This is a genomic window from Agrobacterium sp. LEGMi-208b (assembly GCF_059511785.1).
In genome coordinates this window covers 1,981,400-1,998,580 of the sequence record NZ_CM183446.1, presented here as the reverse complement: position 1 = coordinate 1,998,580, position 17,181 = coordinate 1,981,400, and the positions used below count along the sequence as shown (strand labels likewise).

The 17,181-nt window shown below is 60.0% G+C and carries 16 protein-coding genes; 10 read left to right on the top strand and 6 right to left on the bottom strand.

Annotated elements, in window-relative coordinates:
- Positions 1 to 206: 206 nt before the first annotated feature.
- Both lysS and AC5YUO_RS23665 read left to right on the top strand, forming a co-directional pair.
- On the top strand, positions 207 to 1,706 hold the full coding sequence (gene lysS / locus AC5YUO_RS23670) for a lysine--tRNA ligase (RefSeq protein WP_496155477.1): 1,500 nt from the start codon (positions 207 to 209) through the stop codon (positions 1,704 to 1,706).
- A 736-nt stretch (positions 1,707 to 2,442) separates the two neighbouring features.
- Positions 2,443 to 4,146 carry a patatin-like phospholipase family protein gene (locus tag AC5YUO_RS23665; RefSeq protein ID WP_496156554.1) on the top strand — a complete coding sequence of 568 codons (1,704 nt, stop codon included), beginning with the start codon at positions 2,443 to 2,445 and terminating at the stop codon, positions 4,144 to 4,146.
- Positions 4,147 to 4,292: 146 nt separating this feature from the next.
- On the opposite strand, the gene AC5YUO_RS23660 is transcribed toward AC5YUO_RS23665, so the two are convergent.
- On the bottom strand, positions 4,293 to 5,234 hold the full coding sequence (locus AC5YUO_RS23660; RefSeq protein WP_496155476.1) for a hypothetical protein: 942 nt from the start codon (positions 5,232 to 5,234) through the stop codon (positions 4,293 to 4,295).
- Between the two features lie 284 nt (positions 5,235 to 5,518).
- Here AC5YUO_RS23660 and AC5YUO_RS23655 point away from each other — a divergent pair, with 284 nt between their 5' ends.
- From AC5YUO_RS23655 to AC5YUO_RS23635, 5 genes are all read left to right on the top strand, one after another.
- On the top strand, positions 5,519 to 6,409 hold the full coding sequence (locus AC5YUO_RS23655) for a metal ABC transporter substrate-binding protein (RefSeq protein ID WP_496155475.1): 891 nt from the start codon (positions 5,519 to 5,521) through the stop codon (positions 6,407 to 6,409).
- A complete protein-coding gene (locus AC5YUO_RS23650) occupies positions 6,406 to 7,314 on the top strand; it encodes a manganese/iron ABC transporter ATP-binding protein (protein ID WP_496155474.1) in 909 nt (302 codons plus the stop codon). Before AC5YUO_RS23655 ends, AC5YUO_RS23650 begins: the two co-directional genes overlap by 4 nt.
- A complete protein-coding gene (locus AC5YUO_RS23645) occupies positions 7,295 to 8,155 on the top strand; it encodes a metal ABC transporter permease (RefSeq protein ID WP_496155473.1) in 861 nt (286 codons plus the stop codon). Before AC5YUO_RS23650 ends, AC5YUO_RS23645 begins: the two co-directional genes overlap by 20 nt.
- A complete protein-coding gene (locus AC5YUO_RS23640) occupies positions 8,152 to 9,006 on the top strand; it encodes a metal ABC transporter permease (RefSeq protein WP_496155472.1) in 855 nt (284 codons plus the stop codon). The genes AC5YUO_RS23645 and AC5YUO_RS23640 overlap by 4 nt, the downstream gene beginning before the upstream one ends.
- A gap of 211 nt (positions 9,007 to 9,217) precedes the next feature.
- Positions 9,218 to 9,391, top strand: a complete 174-nt coding sequence (locus AC5YUO_RS23635; RefSeq protein ID WP_003499086.1) for a DUF1328 domain-containing protein — start codon at positions 9,218 to 9,220, stop codon at positions 9,389 to 9,391.
- Positions 9,392 to 9,602: 211 nt separating this feature from the next.
- On the opposite strand, the gene AC5YUO_RS23630 is transcribed toward AC5YUO_RS23635, so the two are convergent.
- On the bottom strand, positions 9,603 to 10,334 hold the full coding sequence (locus AC5YUO_RS23630) for an SDR family oxidoreductase (RefSeq protein WP_400820743.1): 732 nt from the start codon (positions 10,332 to 10,334) through the stop codon (positions 9,603 to 9,605).
- Between the two features lie 198 nt (positions 10,335 to 10,532).
- Between AC5YUO_RS23630 and AC5YUO_RS23625 the strand changes: the two genes are divergently transcribed.
- Positions 10,533 to 11,300, top strand: coding sequence for an IclR family transcriptional regulator (locus AC5YUO_RS23625; RefSeq protein ID WP_496155471.1), 768 nt, complete (start codon positions 10,533 to 10,535; stop codon positions 11,298 to 11,300).
- A gap of 260 nt (positions 11,301 to 11,560) precedes the next feature.
- Here AC5YUO_RS23625 and tal read toward each other — a convergent pair whose 3' ends face one another.
- Positions 11,561 to 12,526, bottom strand: a complete 966-nt coding sequence (gene tal / locus AC5YUO_RS23620; RefSeq protein WP_400820739.1) for a transaldolase — start codon at positions 12,524 to 12,526, stop codon at positions 11,561 to 11,563.
- A gap of 193 nt (positions 12,527 to 12,719) precedes the next feature.
- On the opposite strand from tal, the gene AC5YUO_RS23615 reads away from it, so the two are divergent.
- On the top strand, positions 12,720 to 13,718 hold the full coding sequence (locus AC5YUO_RS23615) for a sugar-binding transcriptional regulator (protein WP_496155470.1): 999 nt from the start codon (positions 12,720 to 12,722) through the stop codon (positions 13,716 to 13,718).
- Between the two features lie 152 nt (positions 13,719 to 13,870).
- Here the strand turns inward: AC5YUO_RS23615 and AC5YUO_RS23610 are convergent, their stop codons facing one another.
- Positions 13,871 to 14,743, bottom strand: a complete 873-nt coding sequence (locus AC5YUO_RS23610) for a methylated-DNA--[protein]-cysteine S-methyltransferase (RefSeq protein WP_496155469.1) — start codon at positions 14,741 to 14,743, stop codon at positions 13,871 to 13,873.
- Between the two features lie 217 nt (positions 14,744 to 14,960).
- Positions 14,961 to 15,443: a DUF2244 domain-containing protein gene (locus AC5YUO_RS23605; protein WP_496155468.1), complete on the bottom strand. Its 483-nt coding sequence runs from the start codon at positions 15,441 to 15,443 to the stop codon at positions 14,961 to 14,963.
- Positions 15,444 to 15,480: 37 nt separating this feature from the next.
- Here AC5YUO_RS23605 and nth point away from each other — a divergent pair, with 37 nt between their 5' ends.
- The gene (gene nth, locus AC5YUO_RS23600) at positions 15,481 to 16,263 is read left to right on the top strand and encodes an endonuclease III (protein WP_496155467.1); all 783 of its coding nucleotides are present in this window, start codon (positions 15,481 to 15,483) and stop codon (positions 16,261 to 16,263) included.
- Here nth and AC5YUO_RS23595 read toward each other — a convergent pair.
- Entirely contained in the window at positions 16,225 to 16,962 is a 738-nt protein-coding gene (locus AC5YUO_RS23595) for a sulfate transporter family protein (RefSeq protein WP_496155466.1), read from the bottom strand. The genes nth and AC5YUO_RS23595 overlap by 39 nt on opposite strands.
- Positions 16,963 to 17,181: the final 219 nt, after the last annotated feature.

The window sequence follows — 17,181 nt, the reverse complement described above, 5'->3', positions numbered from 1 at the left end:
TGCCTGGGGCTTACCCCCCTCTGCCCTGCCGGGCATCTCCCCCTCAAGGGGGGAGATCAGATGCCGCGCCCACCCGTTCCATGGGCAAGGTGTCAGCCGCTTGTCGATCTCCCCCCTTGAGGGGGAGATGTCCGGCAGGACAGAGGGGGGTGAGCCCCGAGCACAAAGGCCACCCGCAACGAACAAGCCCGCTAAAGGCCAACACCATGAACGACAAGACGACCGAAACCACCGCCCTTTCCTCCGACGCGACAGAAGTGCGCCGCCAGAAACTCGCGCTGCTGCGCGAGCAGATCGGCGACGTCTATCCGGCGCATTTCCACCGCACGCTGACCAATGCCGAGCTGGCGGAAAAATATGCCGATATCGAAGCCGACGTCGAAACCGGCGATACGGTGACGGTGGCCGGCCGCGTTTATTCCTCGCGCAATTCCGGCATGTTCATGGATATCCATGACGCCTCCGGCAAGGTGCAGATCTTCTCCCACAAGGATACGACGCCGGAAGCGGCCCGCAACCTTTTGCCGATGATCGATATCGGCGACATCATTGGCGTGACCGGCAAGGTGCGCCGCACCAAGCGCGGCGAGCTGACGATCAATGCCGAAGAAATCACCATGCTGACGAAGTCGCTGCTGCCGATGCCCGAGAAGTGGCACGGTGTCTCCGACATCGAGCTGCGGTATCGCAAGCGTCATCTGGACATCCTCTCCAACGAGGAATCCAAGTTGCGCTTCCTGCAGCGCTCGAAGATTCTCTCCGGCATCCGCCGCTTCATGGAGGCCGAAGGCTTCCTCGAAGTGGAAACGCCGATGCTGCAGACCATCTATGGCGGCGCGACGGCCGATCCGTTCAAGACCTTCCACAACACGCTGAAGATGGACATGTATCTGCGCATCGCGCCGGAACTGTTCCTGAAGCGCACGCTGGTTTCGGGCCTCACCGACAAGGTCTTCGAAATCAACCGCAACTTCCGCAACGAAGGCGTCTCCACAAGGCACAATCCTGAATTCACCATGATGGAGTGCTACTGGGCCTATGCCGACTACGAAGACATCATGGGTCTCGTGGAGCGTCTGTTCGAGACGCTGGCGATTGCCCTGCATGGCACCACCGAAGTCGAATTCCAGGGCCAGACCATCTCCTTCAAGGGCCCGTTCAAGCGCGTGCCGATGCCTGATGCCGTGAAGGAAGCGACCGGTATCGACTTCCTTGCCCTCAAGACCGACGAAGAAGCCCGCGCCGCCGCCAAGGCCGCCGGTTTTGCCGTCGAGAAGGACTGGACCTGGGGCGAATGCCTTGCCTTCATCTTTGAAGAAAAGGTGGAAGCCACGCTGATCCAGCCGAGCCATGTGACGCATTTCCCGAAGGACATCTCGCCGTTTGCCAAGGAAGTGCCGGGCGAACCGCGCCTCGTCGAGCGTTTCGAAAGCTATTGCAATGCCTGGGAAGTGGGCAATGCCTTCTCCGAACTCAACGACCCGGAAGAACAGCGCCGCCGCATGGTGGAGCAGCTGGAACAGGCGCACGCCCGCGGCGAAAAGGACAAGCAGCTGGACGACGAATTCCTCGACGCCATCGACCAGGGCATGCCGCCCGCCGGCGGCCTCGGCATCGGCGTCGACCGCCTGATCATGCTCTTGACCAACGCGCCGTCGATCCGCGACGTCATCCTCTTCCCGGCCCGCCGCAACAAGGCGGACTGATCCAACAAAACCAGGGGCGGCCTCGCGGCCGCCTTCCGCTCCCCGATTTTCCCGCTAGCGGCGAAGGGGCGTATTTTCTTGACGTCATCCTTGCGCTTGTCCCAAGGATTTAATCACGCCCAACAAAATCAATCCGTTGCAGATCCTCGGGACAGGCCCACTGCTGTCCGATTTAAATTTTCACGCGCCGCCTATAACATTGATTTTTGATCAACGTCAGACGTCACTCTCCCTTCGGACACGAATGAAGTATGGGCGTTCTTCGATGAAGGGCAAACCTCGCCAAACACTCTGACGTCATCCTCGGGCTTGTCCCGAGGATCTGCAACGTCTTGATTTTGTTGACGTGTTTAGATCCTTGGGACAAGCCCAAGGATGACGTTGAGAAAAATGCGCAACGTTCACCATCAATTTCCATGCCATATAAAGTACCCAGAAATTTAAACCGGACAGCAGTGGGACAGGCCCGAGGATGACGTCGGAGAGTGTGGCGAGGTTTCGCCCCGTTTGTCTGCCGGTTTTCCTCTCCATACATAGACGCGCGCAAGTAATTATCCGACTTTCAGCGAACGGATCGCATAAGTTTATTTAACTTTCGGTAGAATATACTGGCGACCTCACCTCAACTTGTGATACCCATTTCCCATCATTCGCATTGTGTTTGACGGCTTTCGATCAAGAGCCGCCGGGGGAGATACGCATGCCCGAGAATGAGCTTCCCAAATACCAGCCCGACATGTTCGCAACGCCCGAGAAGGACTGCGACGTGGTGATGAAGGGCGGCATCACCTCCGGTGTCGTTTATCCCTATGCGGTTCTGGAACTGGCGCGCCGGTATCGCTTCCACTCGATAGGCGGCACCTCGGCCGGTGCGATTGCCGCCGCCTTTGCGGCGGCTGCGGAATATTCCCGCACCGTCAGAAACGATCCTGAAGGGTTCATCCGCCTGCAGGCCCATTGCGATACGATACCCGCAATTCTGGGCAAGCTCTTCCAGCCGGAGCGTCGTTTTCGCCCATTGATGCAATATCTGTTATGGGCGCAGGCCGGCGGCTGGCCGGGCAAAGTTCTGGGACTGCCCCTGGCCTTTCCGCTTGCCTCGATAGCGGGGATCGCCATAGGCGCCGGCCTGTTATGGGCCATGGGCGGCAGCTACGCCGGATCGGTTCTCGGCGGGTTTGTGGGACTGGTGGCCGCGATCCTCATCCAGGTTCTGTGGCTGGTTTTCCATCGATTGCCGCAGGAGGGCTTCGGTTTGTGCTCGGGACTGACGGTTCCGCGGGCGGATGTTCCGGGTCTCACGGAATGGCTGCATGCATCGATCCAGGACATCGCCTTCGGCAGCGAGGCCGCGGCAGCGCCGCCATTGACCTTTGGCCATCTCGCCGGCGACGACCCGAACAAGCCGGTGATAAACCTGAAGATGGTCACCACGAACCTGTCGATGCGGCGACCGCACACGCTTCCGAACACCAATCTCATTGTGGCTTACGACCCGAAGGAATGGAGCAAGCTGTTTCCCGCCGGCGTGATGAACTGGCTGAAGCAGATCGCAACACCGGGCGGTTCCTTTTCCGAACTCAAGGCTTTCCCGGAGCCCGGCCAGCTGCCGGTCATCATCGCCACGCGCATGAGCCTGAGTTTCCCGGTGCTGTTCAAGGCCATTCCCGCTTACACCAACGATCGCGGCACGCTCGATATCGTGCGGCGTCTCAGCGGCGACGCGCGACCCGTCATGAAAGCGAAAATCTGGTTCTCGGATGGCGGCATCAGCAGCAACTTTCCCATTCATCTTTTCGATGCCCTGCTTCCGTCGCGTCCCACTTTCGCCCTCAGCCTCGATGAATTGCCGAAATCCATCGCCGGCAACAGCAAGCGCGTGACCATTCCGCAGGAAGCGGGCGAAGGAATAGGCGTGCCCGTTCACAAGATGGAAAAAATGAGCGGTTTCCTCGGCAGCATCCTCAGCTCGGCGAAGGACTGGCAGGATCAATCGCTTGCCACCATGCCAGGGCAGCGGGAGCGCATCGCCCGCGTCTTTCTCAACGAGGAGGAAGGCGGGCTAAATCTCACCATGCCACCGGAGCGTTCGGCAAAATTGATGGGTTATGGTCTCGAAGTCGGATCGCTGTTTGCCAATGGCGCGCTGGATTTCGACGAGCATCGCTGGCGACGGACGCTTGTTGCCTATGATCGGCTGGAAGAGACGGTGTTTGCGACTGAGCGCGTGTGGAGCGAAGGCAAATATGAAGACTGGCTGACGGGCTATGTCGACGAGATCAAAAGCTACGCAGCCGTGACAAAGGGTGAGCGGGAAAAGCTGATCGCCCGCATTGCCGCCTTCGCCGCCCTGTCGCAGAGTTTCTCCCCGGCAATTGTCAACAAACGGAAGAAGTTTCCAAATCCGGCCGGTCGCCTGCGGATCGGACCGGATATCTGACGAGCCGGGTGAATATCCCCGGAAGGCTTCCGGGAGAACCCACCTTCGCCTGCTAGAGCATTTCCCCTGGAAGTGCGAGGCGGTTTTACGTCCGGAAAATGCGTAAAACAAAGAGCTGGAATATCCGCTTTGATCGAGCGGATCCTTTAGTGGCTCGGTGCCTTTTTCTCTGCACCGGATTCTTCCTCCGGCGCGTTTTCGGAAGCCGGCTTCCCTTCCGCCGCCTGTGCGGTGGTCGAGCCTTTGCCGAAGATCAGCGATTTCAGATAGGTGAGGCTGAAGATGCTGCCGCCATCGGCTTCCGGCGTCGAGGTCAGAAGTTCGTCGGCAGCCGGCTCGCCATGCGCTTCGGGAGACGGGCTTTCACCGTGGCCTTCAGCACCGGCGCCGCCTTCCTCGGTTTGCGCCGGCGCGGCGCCATGGCCACCCGCGCCGTCATCCTTGGTTTCGCCGTGTCCCGAAGCACTTTTCGCGGATTTTCCTTCGTGGCCTTCCGAGCCTGCATCCAGAGCCGGGGTGGCACAATCGGCGGAATCGCTGAGGCTTGCCGCCAGTGCCTCGGTATCTTCCAGCGGCAGGTCGATGCGCAAGCCGTAAAACTGGCCGCTGCCATTCGCCGCGCCATCATAATAAAAGGCCGAATAACGGTGGGCATCCGCCCCTTCGGGGATTTTTGCCGGATCGGGAATGAAGACCACCTGTGCGGCAATGGCACGGCCGCGCATTTCCGAGCGCAGTTGCGGACCGTTCCTGTCGAGTACGGAGACCTGAACCAGATCGGGTTTCTGCTTGTCGTAAACCGCCCGGGCGACCCGAATCGCGGTCTTCAGCCGCTCGGTGCCGTCACCGCCCTGGGTGCGAATGAATTTGCGGACCCATAAGGAACCGTTCTTGCGGATGTTGACTGTCTGGACCGCGTCGCAGGAAAGCCCGTTGGAAGAAACGTAGGATCGCCCGAGCAGCCGCTCGCTGCCGATAAATACGGCAGCAGAGCCGGTCGCACCCGCCAAAAGCAGGATCCCGCCTCCAATCATAACGAGCTTGCGCGAAAACCGCATTCGTCCGAATACAGCTTTCACCCGCAACATCCTGACATCAAGTACCCCGTCTTACGCCCTCACCCCAAAACGTGGCTCGATGGATGAGGAACACACGCGGGACAAGCTCGGGACCACGCTGTCCGAGCCTTGCGATAGTGCCGCTTTCTCATTGAAAAAAGTTTAATCCCGCCAGCACAACACCAGCAAAAACGCGCCATTTCCGGACATTTGCGAAATGCAGTAATTTGCGAATGATTTGCAATAGCGTTGACAAGCGTGATTTTATAACAGATGGTATTGCGAATTAATCGCAACAAAATCTGGTGAGCTCCGTGAACTTCCATAAAATCCGCCACGCCATTTTCGCTTTTTCGCTTTTTCTGCCGGGCGCTGCCCTTGCCCAGGAAAAGCCTGTTGTCGTGACCACCTTCACCATCATCGCCGACATGGCGCGCAATGTGGCGGGAGATGCGGCCGAGGTGGAAAGCATCACCAAGCCGGGCGCTGAAATTCACAACTACCAGCCGACGCCGCGCGATATTCTCAAAGCCCGCAAGGCCGATCTGGTTTTGCGCAACGGTCTCAATCTGGAATTGTGGTTCGAAAAGTTCCTGGCCAACCTTTCCGGCGTGCCGAGCGTGACGGTGAGCGAGGGCGTGGAACCCATGGCGATCAGCGGCGGCGCCTATCAGGGAAAACCCAATCCGCATGCCTGGATGTCGCCCGATAACGCCTTGATCTACGTGGAAAATATCCGCAAGGGTCTTGCCGAAATCGACCCTGCCCATGCCGACGTCTACGCCGCCAATGCCAAGGCCTATTCGGACAAGATCAGGGCCACGGTGCAGCCGATCCGCGACACGCTTTCGGTTCTGCCTGAGAACAAGCGCTGGTTGGTGACGAGCGAAGGCGCCTTTTCTTATCTCGCCCGTGATTTCGGCCTGAAGGAACTGTTCCTGTGGCCGGTCAATGCCGATAGCCAAGGCACACCGCAGCAGGTGCGCGGCGTGATCGACGCCATGCGCGAGCATAATATCCAGGTCATCTTCAGCGAAAGCACGGTTTCCGCCGATCCTGCGCAGCAGGTGGCCAAGGAAACCGGCGCGGCCTATGGCGGCATCCTCTATGTGGACTCGCTGAGCGAAGCGGACGGCCCGGTTCCGGGCTATCTGGACCTTTTGCGCGTGACCAGCGAAACCATCGCCAAGGGGCTGTCTTCATGAGAATGGGCAGTAAAAAATCCGGCGGCGGCCTGACGGTTCAAAATGCGACAGTGACCTATCGAAACGGCCACACCGCATTAAGAAATGCCAGCTTTTCCATCCCCCGCGGAACGATCACTGCACTTGTCGGCGTCAATGGCGCCGGCAAGTCCACGATTTTCAAGGCGATCATGGGTTTCGTGCCGCTGGCCGCCGGTTCCGTCTCGATTTTCGACCTGCCCGTCAAGGAAGCGCTCAGGAAAAACCTCGTCGCTTATGTGCCGCAGGCCGAGGAGGTGGACTGGAGTTTTCCGGTGCTGGTGGAGGATGTGGTGATGATGGGGCGCTACGGCCACATGAATTTCCTGCGCATCCCGTCCAAACGCGATCACCAGATGGTCGAAGAGGCGCTGAAACGCGTCAACATGCTCGATTATCGCAAGCGCCAGATCGGCGAACTCTCCGGCGGGCAGAAGAAGCGGGTGTTTCTGGCCCGCGCGCTGGCGCAGGAAGGTCAGGTCATCCTGCTGGACGAGCCCTTCACCGGTGTCGACGTGACGACGGAAGAGCAGATCGTCGCACTTTTGAAGGCGCTGCGCGACGAAGGCCGCGTCATGCTGGTCTCCACCCATAATCTCGGCAGCGTGCCGGAATTCTGTGACCGCGCCGTCTTCGTCAAGGGCACGGTGCTGGCATCGGGCAAGACGGCGGATACCTTCAACGAGGAGAACCTGCAAAAAGCCTTCGGCGGCAGCCTGCGCCACTTCGTGCTTGGCGGGGCAGACCTGCATAATGACGCCGATCCGCGCCGGGTGAAGGTCATCACCGATGACGAGCGGCCCTTCGTGATCTACGGCAAGAATGGCCATAACGGGCGCGATCCTGAGGCTCCGAAAGAAAAAGTCGATGATAAACAGCCTTCTTGAGCCCTTCACCTATGGCTATATGCTGAACGCCATCTGGGTCAGCGCACTGGTGGGCGGCGTCTGCGGCTTTCTCTCCGCCTATCTGATGCTGAAAGGCTGGTCGCTGATCGGCGATGCGCTTTCCCATGCCATCGTTCCGGGTGTGGCGGGCGCCTATATGCTGGGCCTTCCCTTTTCGCTGGGTGCTTTCCTTTCCGGCGGGCTTGCGGCCGGTTCCATGCTGTTCCTGAACCAGAAGACACGGCTGAAGGAAGACGCGATCATCGGGCTGATCTTCACCTCGTTTTTCGGGCTTGGCCTGTTCATGGTCTCGCTCTCGCCCACCTCGGTGAATATCCAGACCATCGTGCTCGGCAATATTCTCGCCATCACCGCCGAAGACACCATCCAGCTGGCGCTGATCGGCGGCATCAGCCTCATCGTGCTGGCGCTGAAATGGCGTGACTTCATGGTGGTGTTCTTCGATGAGAACCACGCCCGCACCGTGGGGCTGAAGCCGGAAGTACTGAAGGTGATTTTTTTCACCCTGCTTGCTGCGTCCACGGTTGCCGCCCTCCAGACCGTCGGGGCCTTCCTCGTCGTCGCCATGGTGGTGACGCCGGGCGCCACCGCTTATCTGCTCACCGACCGTTTCGAGCGGCTGATCCTGATGAGCCTCATCATCGGCGCGGCCACCAGCTTCGTCGGCGCCTATCTCAGCTATTTCCTCGATGGCGCGACCGGTGGCGTCATCGTCGTGCTGCAGACGGCGATCTTCCTTGCCGCCTTCATCTTCGCGCCCAAGCACGGCCTGCTCGCATCCCGGGCCAAGGCCCGCAAGACGCTCGGAGAAACGCCATGAGCGAATATCTCGAACTCGCCATCCTGCCGTTTCAATTGCCCTTCATGCAATATGCCTTCGTGATCACGCTGATGATCGCGGTGCCCATGGCGATGCTCTCCTGTCTTCTGGTGCTGAAAGGCTGGTCGCTGATGGGCGATGCGGTTTCGCACGCCGTGCTGCCCGGCGTGGTGGTGGCCTATATCGTCAACATCCCGCTTTCCATCGGCGCCTTCATCGCCGGTATGATCTGCGCGCTCGGCACCGGTTTCATCAAGGAAAACAGCCGCATCAAGGAAGATACGGTGCTTGGCATCGTCTTTTCCGGCATGTTCGGTCTGGGGCTCGTGCTTTATGTGAAGGTGCAAAGCGACGTGCATCTCGACCACATCCTCTTCGGCGACATGCTGGGCATTGCGCCGTCCGACATGCTGGAGACGGGCCTGATCGCGCTTTTCGCCACGCTGTTCCTCGGCATCCTGCGCAAGGACCTCCTGGTCAACGCCTTCGATGCCCAGCATGCAAAAGCCATCGGCCTGCCGGTGCGTGTGCTGCATTACGGCCTGCTAATGGTTCTGTCGCTCACCGTGGTCGGCGCATTGAAGGCGGTGGGCATCATCCTTTCGGTCGCCATGCTGGTGGCGCCGGGGGCAATCGCCTTCCTGCTGACCCGGCGGTTTTCCGCCATGCTGCTGGTGGCCATTGCGGTGGCGGTCGCCTCATCGCTTTCGGGCATATGGCTAAGCTTCCTGATCGACAGCGCGCCGGCCCCCACCATCGTGATGTTCATGAGCCTTGCTTTCGTTGCCACCTTCATCCGCACCATCTGGAAAGCCCGCCAGATCGACGCGGCGCGTGAAACAGGCTTCTAGAGCATTTCCAGGAAAAGTGGACCCCGGTTTTCCGTCCGGAAATGCGCCAAAACAAAGAGTAAGAGTGTTTTCGCGATTCGAAGAAAAGCGAAAACACTCTAAAACAACGATTTTTGCGGGCGTGTGGAACATTTTCCCCTTTTGCGCGTCATTTTACCGAGCCTGTCGCGGGGCGGCGAGCTCGGGAAAATTATGCAAAAGGGGAAGCGCCATGCTGAAGTGGGCTCTTATTTTCTTTGTTATTTCTTTGATCGCCGGCGTATTCGGCTTTACCGGCATTTCGGCAGCCGCGGCGGGCGTGGCCCGCATTCTGTTCTTCATCGCCGTCGTGATCTTCCTGGTCTTCCTCGTGCTTGCACTGATGGCCGGAAGCGCCGTCGTCTGAATGAAAAAGGCGACCGGTGCAAGAGCCGGCCGCCTTTAATCTCTGAAAACTGTATACTCTCCTGCGTCATCCTCGGGCTTGACCCGAGGATCCATAGCCTGAGGTGTGGATCCTCGGGTCAAGCCCGAGGATGACGTTGAGTTTGTGGAGATGTTAAAACCTCAACCGGCGAATAAACGCGGTCCCATCTCCTCTCTCCCGTAATAACCCCTCAGGCCGTCCAGCCGCCATCGATCACATGGATCTGGCCGGTGGTGAAACCTGCCTCATCAGAAGCGAGATAGGTGACGAGCGCTGCGATTTCTTCCGGCGTGGCGATGCGGCCCATCGGCTGGCGGGCGATGAAATCGGCGAGCGCCTGTTCGTAATTGCCGGTGGCGCGCAGGCGGTCATGCAAGGACGGGCTGTCGACCGTGCCGGGGCAGATGGCGTTGCAGCGAATGCCCCTGGTGACGAAATCGGCCGCAATCGCCTTGGTCAGGCCCACCACGGCGGCTTTCGACGCGGTATAGGCGAAACGGTTCGGCACGCCCTTCACACTCGATGCAACCGAGGACATGTTGACGATTGCGCCCTTGCCCTTTTCCAGCATGCCGGGCAGGAAGGCGCGGCAGGTGCGGTACATGGCCTTGGCGTTGAGATCGAAGGAGAAATCCCAGTCCTTCTCTTCGCACTCCAGGATGGTGCCCGAATGAACGAAACCGGCGCAGTTGAACAGCACATCCGCATGGCCGATATCGGCGGCGAAATCCTTGACACCATCGCCGTCAAGCACGTTCAGAACCCGGGTTTCCGCGCCTTTCAACGTCGAAAGCGCCTGCTCATTGATATCGGTGGCGATGACGCGCGCGCCGAGCGACACGAACCGCTCGGCCGCAGCCCGGCCGATACCCTGACCGGCGGCGGTGATTACCACTGTCCGGCCGTTAAAATCCTGCACCATTGAATAGCCTCCCGCTCGGCGCGACCGGCCTCTATGGACGGATCGCTAAATTTCGATGATCTCAAATATGGATCGACAATTCATATGTAAACGCGGTATTCATATGGCGTCAAGCAAACTTGCGCGGATGTCGGGTATCGGGCAACCATATTTTCAGGCTGCCGCACCCGACCGCCGCGCAAACACCATCGAGGCCAGATGACCGAAGACGACAGCGAAAGATATCGCGCCCCCGCGCTCGACAAGGGTTTGGACATTCTCGAACTTCTGGCCCGCACCGATGGCGGGCTGACGCAGATCGAGATCGCCAAATCGATCGGAAAAAGCCCGAACGAGCTTTACCGCATGCTGGACCGGTTGGTGCGCCGCGGCTATGTGCAGCGGCTTGATGGCGACCGTTTTTCGTTGACGCTGAAGATGTTCGGGCTGGCGCATTTCCACGCGCCGATCCGCCGGCTGGTCTCCTTTGCCACACCCGTCATGCGCGATTTTTCGGCGAGCGCCGAGCAGGCCTGCCATCTGGCGGTTTATGACCGCGGCAGCGTCGTCGTCATCGCCCAGCAGGAATCGGCCACCTATTGGGCCATGTCCATGCGGGTCGGCGCGCAGATGAGCCTGTTCCATACCGGCTCCGGCCATGTGCTTCTGGCCTTCCAGACCGAGGCGCAGCGCGAGATCATGATCACCGAACAGGTGCGCGGCAGCGGCGAAACGGTGCCGCCGGGCCTTGCCGAGCGGCTGGCCGAGGTGCGCAGACACGGTTTTGAATCCATGGACAGCCTGCAGACCGCCGGGGTGCGCAACATCTCCGCCCCGGTGCTGACGCTCGATGGCACGGCGCTCGCCGTCATCACCTGCCCCTATATCACGCCGCTGGGCGGCAGGGCGCCGACAAGCGAGGCCTGCGAAGGGCTGATCCGCGAGGCGGCAAAACGCATTTCCGAGATCGTCACCGGAAGCGTCTGACCACAAAAAAACGCGACCGGCAGGGACCCGATCGCGTTTTGAGTGACTGGAGATTTATGCGGGGTAAACGCAGGGGAGACCTGGTTTGTTCCCTTTGAGGCTGAAGAGGAAGGTAGCGACCTTCCCTTTTTCGTCATCCTCGGGCTTGTCCCGAGGATCTGCGACCGATTGATTTTACGAGACGGCGATAGATCCTCGGGACAAGCCCGAGGATGACGTCTCGTGGGCGGCAACGTGGCGAAAGCCTGAACGGCGAGTTCTCAGGCCGCAGCCAGCGTCAGTTCCTTGCGGACCATTTCGCGCAGCGTCACCAGATCCTTGGCGAAAAGGCGGATACCTTCCGAGAGCTTCTCGGTGGCCATCGCGTCTTCGTTCAGCGCCCAGCGGAATGCCTTTTCGTCGAGCGACTGCAGCGGCTCGGCCTTGACATTCTCGGCCGAAAGCTTGCGCTCCAGCTTGCCGGTATCCTTGTCCAGCTCTTCCAGCAGCGCCGGGCTGATCGTCAGGCGGTCGCAACCGGCCAGTGCTTCGATTTCGCCGACATTGCGGAAGGACGCGCCCATGACGACCGTGCTGATGCCATTGGCCTTGTAATAATTGTAGATGCTGCGCACCGAAACCACACCCGGATCGGTTTCGGCGGTGTAGGTCTCGCCGGTGGACTTCTTGTACCAGTCGAGAATACGGCCGACGAAGGGCGAGATGAGGAAGACCTTGGCTTCGGCGCAGGCAATCGCCTGGGCCTGCGAGAAGAGCAGCGTCAGGTTGCAATCGATGCCTTCGGACTGCAGCACTTCGGCGGCTTTGATGCCTTCCCAGGTGGAAGCGAGCTTGATGAGGATGCGTTCACGCTCGATGCCGCGCTCCTTGTAGGCGGCAATGATGTGGCGCGCCTTGGTGATGGAGGCCTGCGTATCGAAGGAGAGATCGGCATCGACTTCGGTCGACACGCGGCCCGGAACGAGGCCGGCAAGCGCTGCACCCACGGAAATGGCAAGACGGTCGGCAACGGCGGCAACCACGGCGTCGGACTGGCCGCCCTGCTTCTTGCCCCATGCGACGGCTTCCTTCACCGCATCGGCAAAGGCCGGTGTGCCGAGAGCTTTGAGAACGATGGTCGGGTTGGTGGTGCAATCCACCGGCTTCAGGCGCGCAACCGCCTCGATATCGCCGGTATCGGCAACGACCGTGGTGATGGCGCGAAGTTGTTCGAGTTTGGACGTCATATCGAATGATCCTTCATGATCGCTTGAAAACTTGCTCAGCCGTCATTTCGTTCCCGCACCATGGGTGCGCCCAAGGCCGAAATCGCGGTTTGTCCGGCTCCGACTATCGCAAGCGGCACGGTCGAAAGTCAAGACATTTGCGCATCGCAATTGACATAAGTTTCACGCCTGCGATACTCCGCAAACATAAGGAATGGCGGAAACCGTGGCGAAACTGAGAAGAGAAACCCATACGGCCTATTCGGAAGCGGCTTCGCTGAGGCTGCGCGCCGCATGGCTCTATTATAATCAGGGCATGACGCAGAAAGACGTCGCCGAGAAACTGGGCATCAGCCGCTCCACCGTCATCCGCCTGCTGGACGAGGCGATGAAACGCTCCGAAGTGCAGATCTGGATCAATGAGGGTATCGAGGATTTCGTCGAACTGGCCGGCCGACTGGAAGCCGCTTACGGGCTGGATGAGGCGGTGATCATCCCTTCCCCCGGCCCATCTCCAGACAAGGCAAGCGCAGAAGGCACGGCCAAGGCGGTCGGGCTGGCGCTCGGACAATTCCTTTCCGAAGCGGTGCCGAACGGCGCCACCATCGGCGTCGGCTGGGGCCGCACCATGACCGCTTCGCTTTCCAGCTTCCGCCCGCCGCGCCGGGAAAACTGCAAGGTCGTCTCGCTGCTCGGCGGTATCGTCGCCGTGCACCAGACCAACCCGCTCGATTACACCTGGCGGCTGGCGAGCGCGCTGGGGGCCGAATGTTACATGTTTCTGGCGCCGCTCCTGGTGGATTCCGTCGAGACCAAGCGGGCGCTGATCGAAAAATGCGGGCTCGCGACGCTTTACGACCTCGCCGAAACGCTCGATCTCGCCATCGTCTCCTGCGGCGATATCGGCCCGCATTCGACATCTTTGTCGGAGGGTTTCATTTCGAAGGCGACGCTGCAGGAACTCATCGATGCCGGCTGCGTCTGCGATACCATGTTTAATTTCATCGATGCGGAAGGCCGCTCCGTCGATCACCCAATCAACCAGCGCGCCATGGCGATCGATCTCGATACGCTGCGCAAGGCCAAACACATCGTGCTCGCCTCCGGCGGCGCCCACCGCGCCGTCGCCATCCGCGCCACGATCAAGCGCATCGGGTGTAACACGCTGATAACAGACGAAGCGGCGGCGAGGGCGTTGATGGAGCTGGTTTAGGCCTCGTCAGTCGATTTAGGCTCTCCCTCATTCCTGTGCTTGTCACAGGAATCCAGTCGGTGCGCGTCTGCGCGACGGGAAGAGTCTTTTCAACCCAAGGACTTGGGTTGGCTGGATCCCTGTGACAAGCACAGGGATGAGGGAGACCAAACTCACACCTTCCCCGTTTCCCAGCCGAGCATCGCCCGCTTGCGGGTCAGGCCCCAGTGATACCCCGTCAGAGCCCCGCTTTTCCCCACGGCGCGATGGCAGGGAACGACGAACGACACCGGGTTGGCGCCGACCGCCGCACCAACCGCACGCGACGCGGTAGGCTGGCCGATATCGCAGGCGATGTGCGAATAGGTGACGGCGCGACCCATCGGGATTTTCAGGAGGCTTTCCCATACGCGCACCTGAAAATCCGTGCCGAGCAGCACGACGCGCAGCGGCCTGTCCGCCGACCACATGGATGGATCGAAGATACGCGCGGCATAGGGCGCCGTCGCTTCGCGATCCTCGACATAACAGGCATTCGGCCAGCGGCCGGCCATATCCTCGAAACAGGCCCTTTCCTCACCCGGATCGGCAAAGGCGCAGCCGGCAAGGCCACGATCGGTCGACATGACCAGGGCAAGTCCGAAGGGCGACGCATGGAACCCGTAACGGATCGTCAGCCCGCCGCCCTTCGCCTTCCATTCGCCGGGCGACATGGCCTCATGGGTGACGAACAGATCGTGCAGGCGTCCCGGCCCCGACATGCCGACCTCGATCGAGGTTTCCAAGAGCGGCAGGTCCTCCTCGCGCAACAGCCGCTTGGCGTGATCGAGCGTCACGGCCTGCAGGAAGGCCTTGGGCGAAAGACCGGCCCAGCGGGTGAAGGTTTTCTGCAATTGCGTCGGCGACTGGCCGAGCCTTGCGGCAATGGCTTCGAGGGAGGGCTGCTCGCGATAATCCAGCGTCAAAAGCTCGATAACCCCGCGCACCGTGTCGTAGTCCGATCCGATGGGGGTGATGTCTTCGTTCAGCGTAATATTGGCGTTCATCGCATGTCTCCTAACGGGGAAGAGAAAACCATTAAAGCGCGTCGGCCTCCACCCGTTTCTTGCGCACTGCTCCATTTCTACCGTCATACCGGCCTCGAGCCGGTATCCAGCCAGCCCAAGTCCTTGGGCTGAAAGGAGTCTTTTCCGCCGCGCAGACGCGCGTCGGCTGGATTCCGGCTCAGGGCCGGAATGACGGAGGGAGAGCTGGATTATCCTCTTACATCCGCCGCCGCACAGTCGCCAGCGCGCCGCCGAAAGCTTTCGCGAAACTCTCCCTGTCATCCGGATTGAGAAACGAACCGATATCGGTCGCCCGGCCCTCGCCCGTCACATGCATGGAGACGATGCCGATCTCGTCATGCCGCCTCACCCGGAAGCGTGCCCAGAAGGGATTGAAGCGATGTTCCACCATCCGCCCGGCCGGAGAAAATTTGCGGATCGACAGGCTGGTGCGCGAGACGCTGACCTCTTCCCGCGCCTTAGCCGCCCGGTAATTGGCGCGGAAGGCGGCATAAAGCAGCAGAAAATCCAGCCCGAAGAACAGGCCGACCGGCCATGCCCCGGTGGCGAGGAAGAAGCCGCCATAAACAAGGCAGGCCAGCCCGGAAAAAAGCAGGAGCAGCCGGAAACCCCTTCTGCCAAGCGAACGGTGCGGAACGAGTTCCGCCGCGAAAATCGGCTTGTCGTTAAGCGTATCCACGTTGCTTTCCTTTGGGCGGGCTGGCTATAGATAGTCCATGACAGTCGCCAAGAAACGATCCAGCACCCAAACATTGAAAAAGTCAAATCCGGCATCCGCGCGCAAGCCGGCGCGGGTGAAAACGGCCTATTCAAAGGACGAGCTCACCGAAATCTTTCGCCGTTTTTCCATTCAGCGGCCGGAGCCGAAAGGCGAACTGGAACATACCAATCCCTTCACCCTGCTGGTGGCCGTGGCGCTTTCCGCGCAGGCGACCGATGTGGGCGTCAACCGGGCGACCCGGGCGCTGTTCAAGGTGGCCGATACGCCGGAAAAGATGCTGGCGCTCGGCGAGGAAGAACTGATCGGCTATATCAAGACCATCGGGCTTTACCGCAACAAGGCGAAAAACGTCATCGCGCTGTCACAGATGCTGATCGACAATTTCGGCGGCGAGGTGCCGAAAACCCGCGAGGAGCTGGTGACGCTGCCGGGGGTCGGCCGCAAGACGGCCAATGTGGTGATGTCCATGGCCTTCGGCGTGCCCACGCTTGCGGTGGATACCCACGTCTTCCGCATTGCCAACCGGCTCTGTCTTGCGCCGGGCAAAACCCCTGACGAGGTTGAAGACCGGCTGATCCGCATCATTCCCGAAGAATATCTGTTCCATGCCCACCACTGGCTGATCCTGCACGGGCGTTATTGCTGCAAGGCGCGCAAGCCGGAATGCGAGCGCTGCGTGATTGCCGATATCTGCAAATCGCCGGAAAAGACCTTCAATATTCCGGCCCCACTGGTGGAATTACCCGCGCAGCTGTTCAGTGCGGCCAGCGGCGAATGAGGGATCGCGCCGGCTGACGGCCTTGTGCAGATGCACCATCATCGAGGCGGCAAAAAGCGGCGTCAACAGGTTGAGGAACGGCACCGCCAGAAAGGCCGCAATCACCAGCCCGGCCATGAAGACGGTGGTGCGGTGTTTTGAGCGGAACTGCCTTGCCTCCACGGGGGAGCGGAAACGCATCGCCGCGAATTCGAAGAATTCCCGGCCGAGCAGATAACCGTTCACCAGAAAAAACGCGATGAGATTGATGCCCGGCACCAGAAGCAGCAGCAGCGCGATGAGGTTGCCGGCAATGACGACACCAAAGAACTTGATGGACGACAAAACGGCCTCGCCGACCGGCATCGCCTTGCCCGGCGGATCGTTCGGATAGCTCTTTTTTTCAACCACTTCGGCGACATCATCGAGAAACAGGCCGGCAATGACGGCGGTGACCGGCGAAATGAGCAGCGCAAGCGCCAGCGCAAGTCCGATGCCGGCGAAAATGGCGAAAACGAAGGTCAGCCAACCCGCCCAGTCCGGCACGCCGGGGATCAGCGTATCCACCCAGGGCAAGGCGAAATAGATGAAGATCGAGCGGATGGCGAACCACAGCGCCGCCAGCACGAGAAGCGTGAGCCCCAGAACCTTCCAGAATACCGACCGGGTTTCGGTGGCAAAGAGATTGTGGAAGGCAAGCCTCGCCGCATCAAAAATCATCCGTAACTCCTCGACACCTTCGCGGTGAAACACACTTACCAGACGAGAGATAAGCGCTGCCCGCCCCCTCTGCAAGACGGGCAAAGGGATGCCCGATATCCGGATTTAAACCGCAGATGGAATTTCCCTTGAACAAAAGGTATCTCTAAAATATAATAATCCATCTATCATAATTCGCATTCCGGTCCGGTGGAGGACAAGGCCGGAAAGGCTATCCCC

Coding starts and splice junctions, on each gene's coding strand:
- AC5YUO_RS23630 (WP_400820743.1), bottom strand. CDS start 10,334: ATGGTGCAGGATTTTAACGGCCGGACAGTGGTAATCACCGCCGCCGGT.
- tal (WP_400820739.1), bottom strand. CDS start 12,526: ATGACGTCCAAACTCGAACAACTTCGCGCCATCACCACGGTCGTTGCC.
- AC5YUO_RS23665 (WP_496156554.1), top strand. CDS start 2,443: ATGTTCGCAACGCCCGAGAAGGACTGCGACGTGGTGATGAAGGGCGGC.
- nth (WP_496155467.1), top strand. CDS start 15,481: ATGACAGTCGCCAAGAAACGATCCAGCACCCAAACATTGAAAAAGTCA.
- AC5YUO_RS23660 (WP_496155476.1), bottom strand. CDS start 5,234: ATGTTGCGGGTGAAAGCTGTATTCGGACGAATGCGGTTTTCGCGCAAG.
- AC5YUO_RS23650 (WP_496155474.1), top strand. CDS start 6,406: ATGAGAATGGGCAGTAAAAAATCCGGCGGCGGCCTGACGGTTCAAAAT.
- AC5YUO_RS23640 (WP_496155472.1), top strand. CDS start 8,152: ATGAGCGAATATCTCGAACTCGCCATCCTGCCGTTTCAATTGCCCTTC.
- AC5YUO_RS23595 (WP_496155466.1), bottom strand. CDS start 16,962: ATGATTTTTGATGCGGCGAGGCTTGCCTTCCACAATCTCTTTGCCACC.
- AC5YUO_RS23645 (WP_496155473.1), top strand. CDS start 7,295: ATGATAAACAGCCTTCTTGAGCCCTTCACCTATGGCTATATGCTGAAC.
- AC5YUO_RS23625 (WP_496155471.1), top strand. CDS start 10,533: ATGACCGAAGACGACAGCGAAAGATATCGCGCCCCCGCGCTCGACAAG.
- AC5YUO_RS23635 (WP_003499086.1), top strand. CDS start 9,218: ATGCTGAAGTGGGCTCTTATTTTCTTTGTTATTTCTTTGATCGCCGGC.
- AC5YUO_RS23610 (WP_496155469.1), bottom strand. CDS start 14,743: ATGAACGCCAATATTACGCTGAACGAAGACATCACCCCCATCGGATCG.
- AC5YUO_RS23615 (WP_496155470.1), top strand. CDS start 12,720: ATGGCGGAAACCGTGGCGAAACTGAGAAGAGAAACCCATACGGCCTAT.
- lysS (WP_496155477.1), top strand. CDS start 207: ATGAACGACAAGACGACCGAAACCACCGCCCTTTCCTCCGACGCGACA.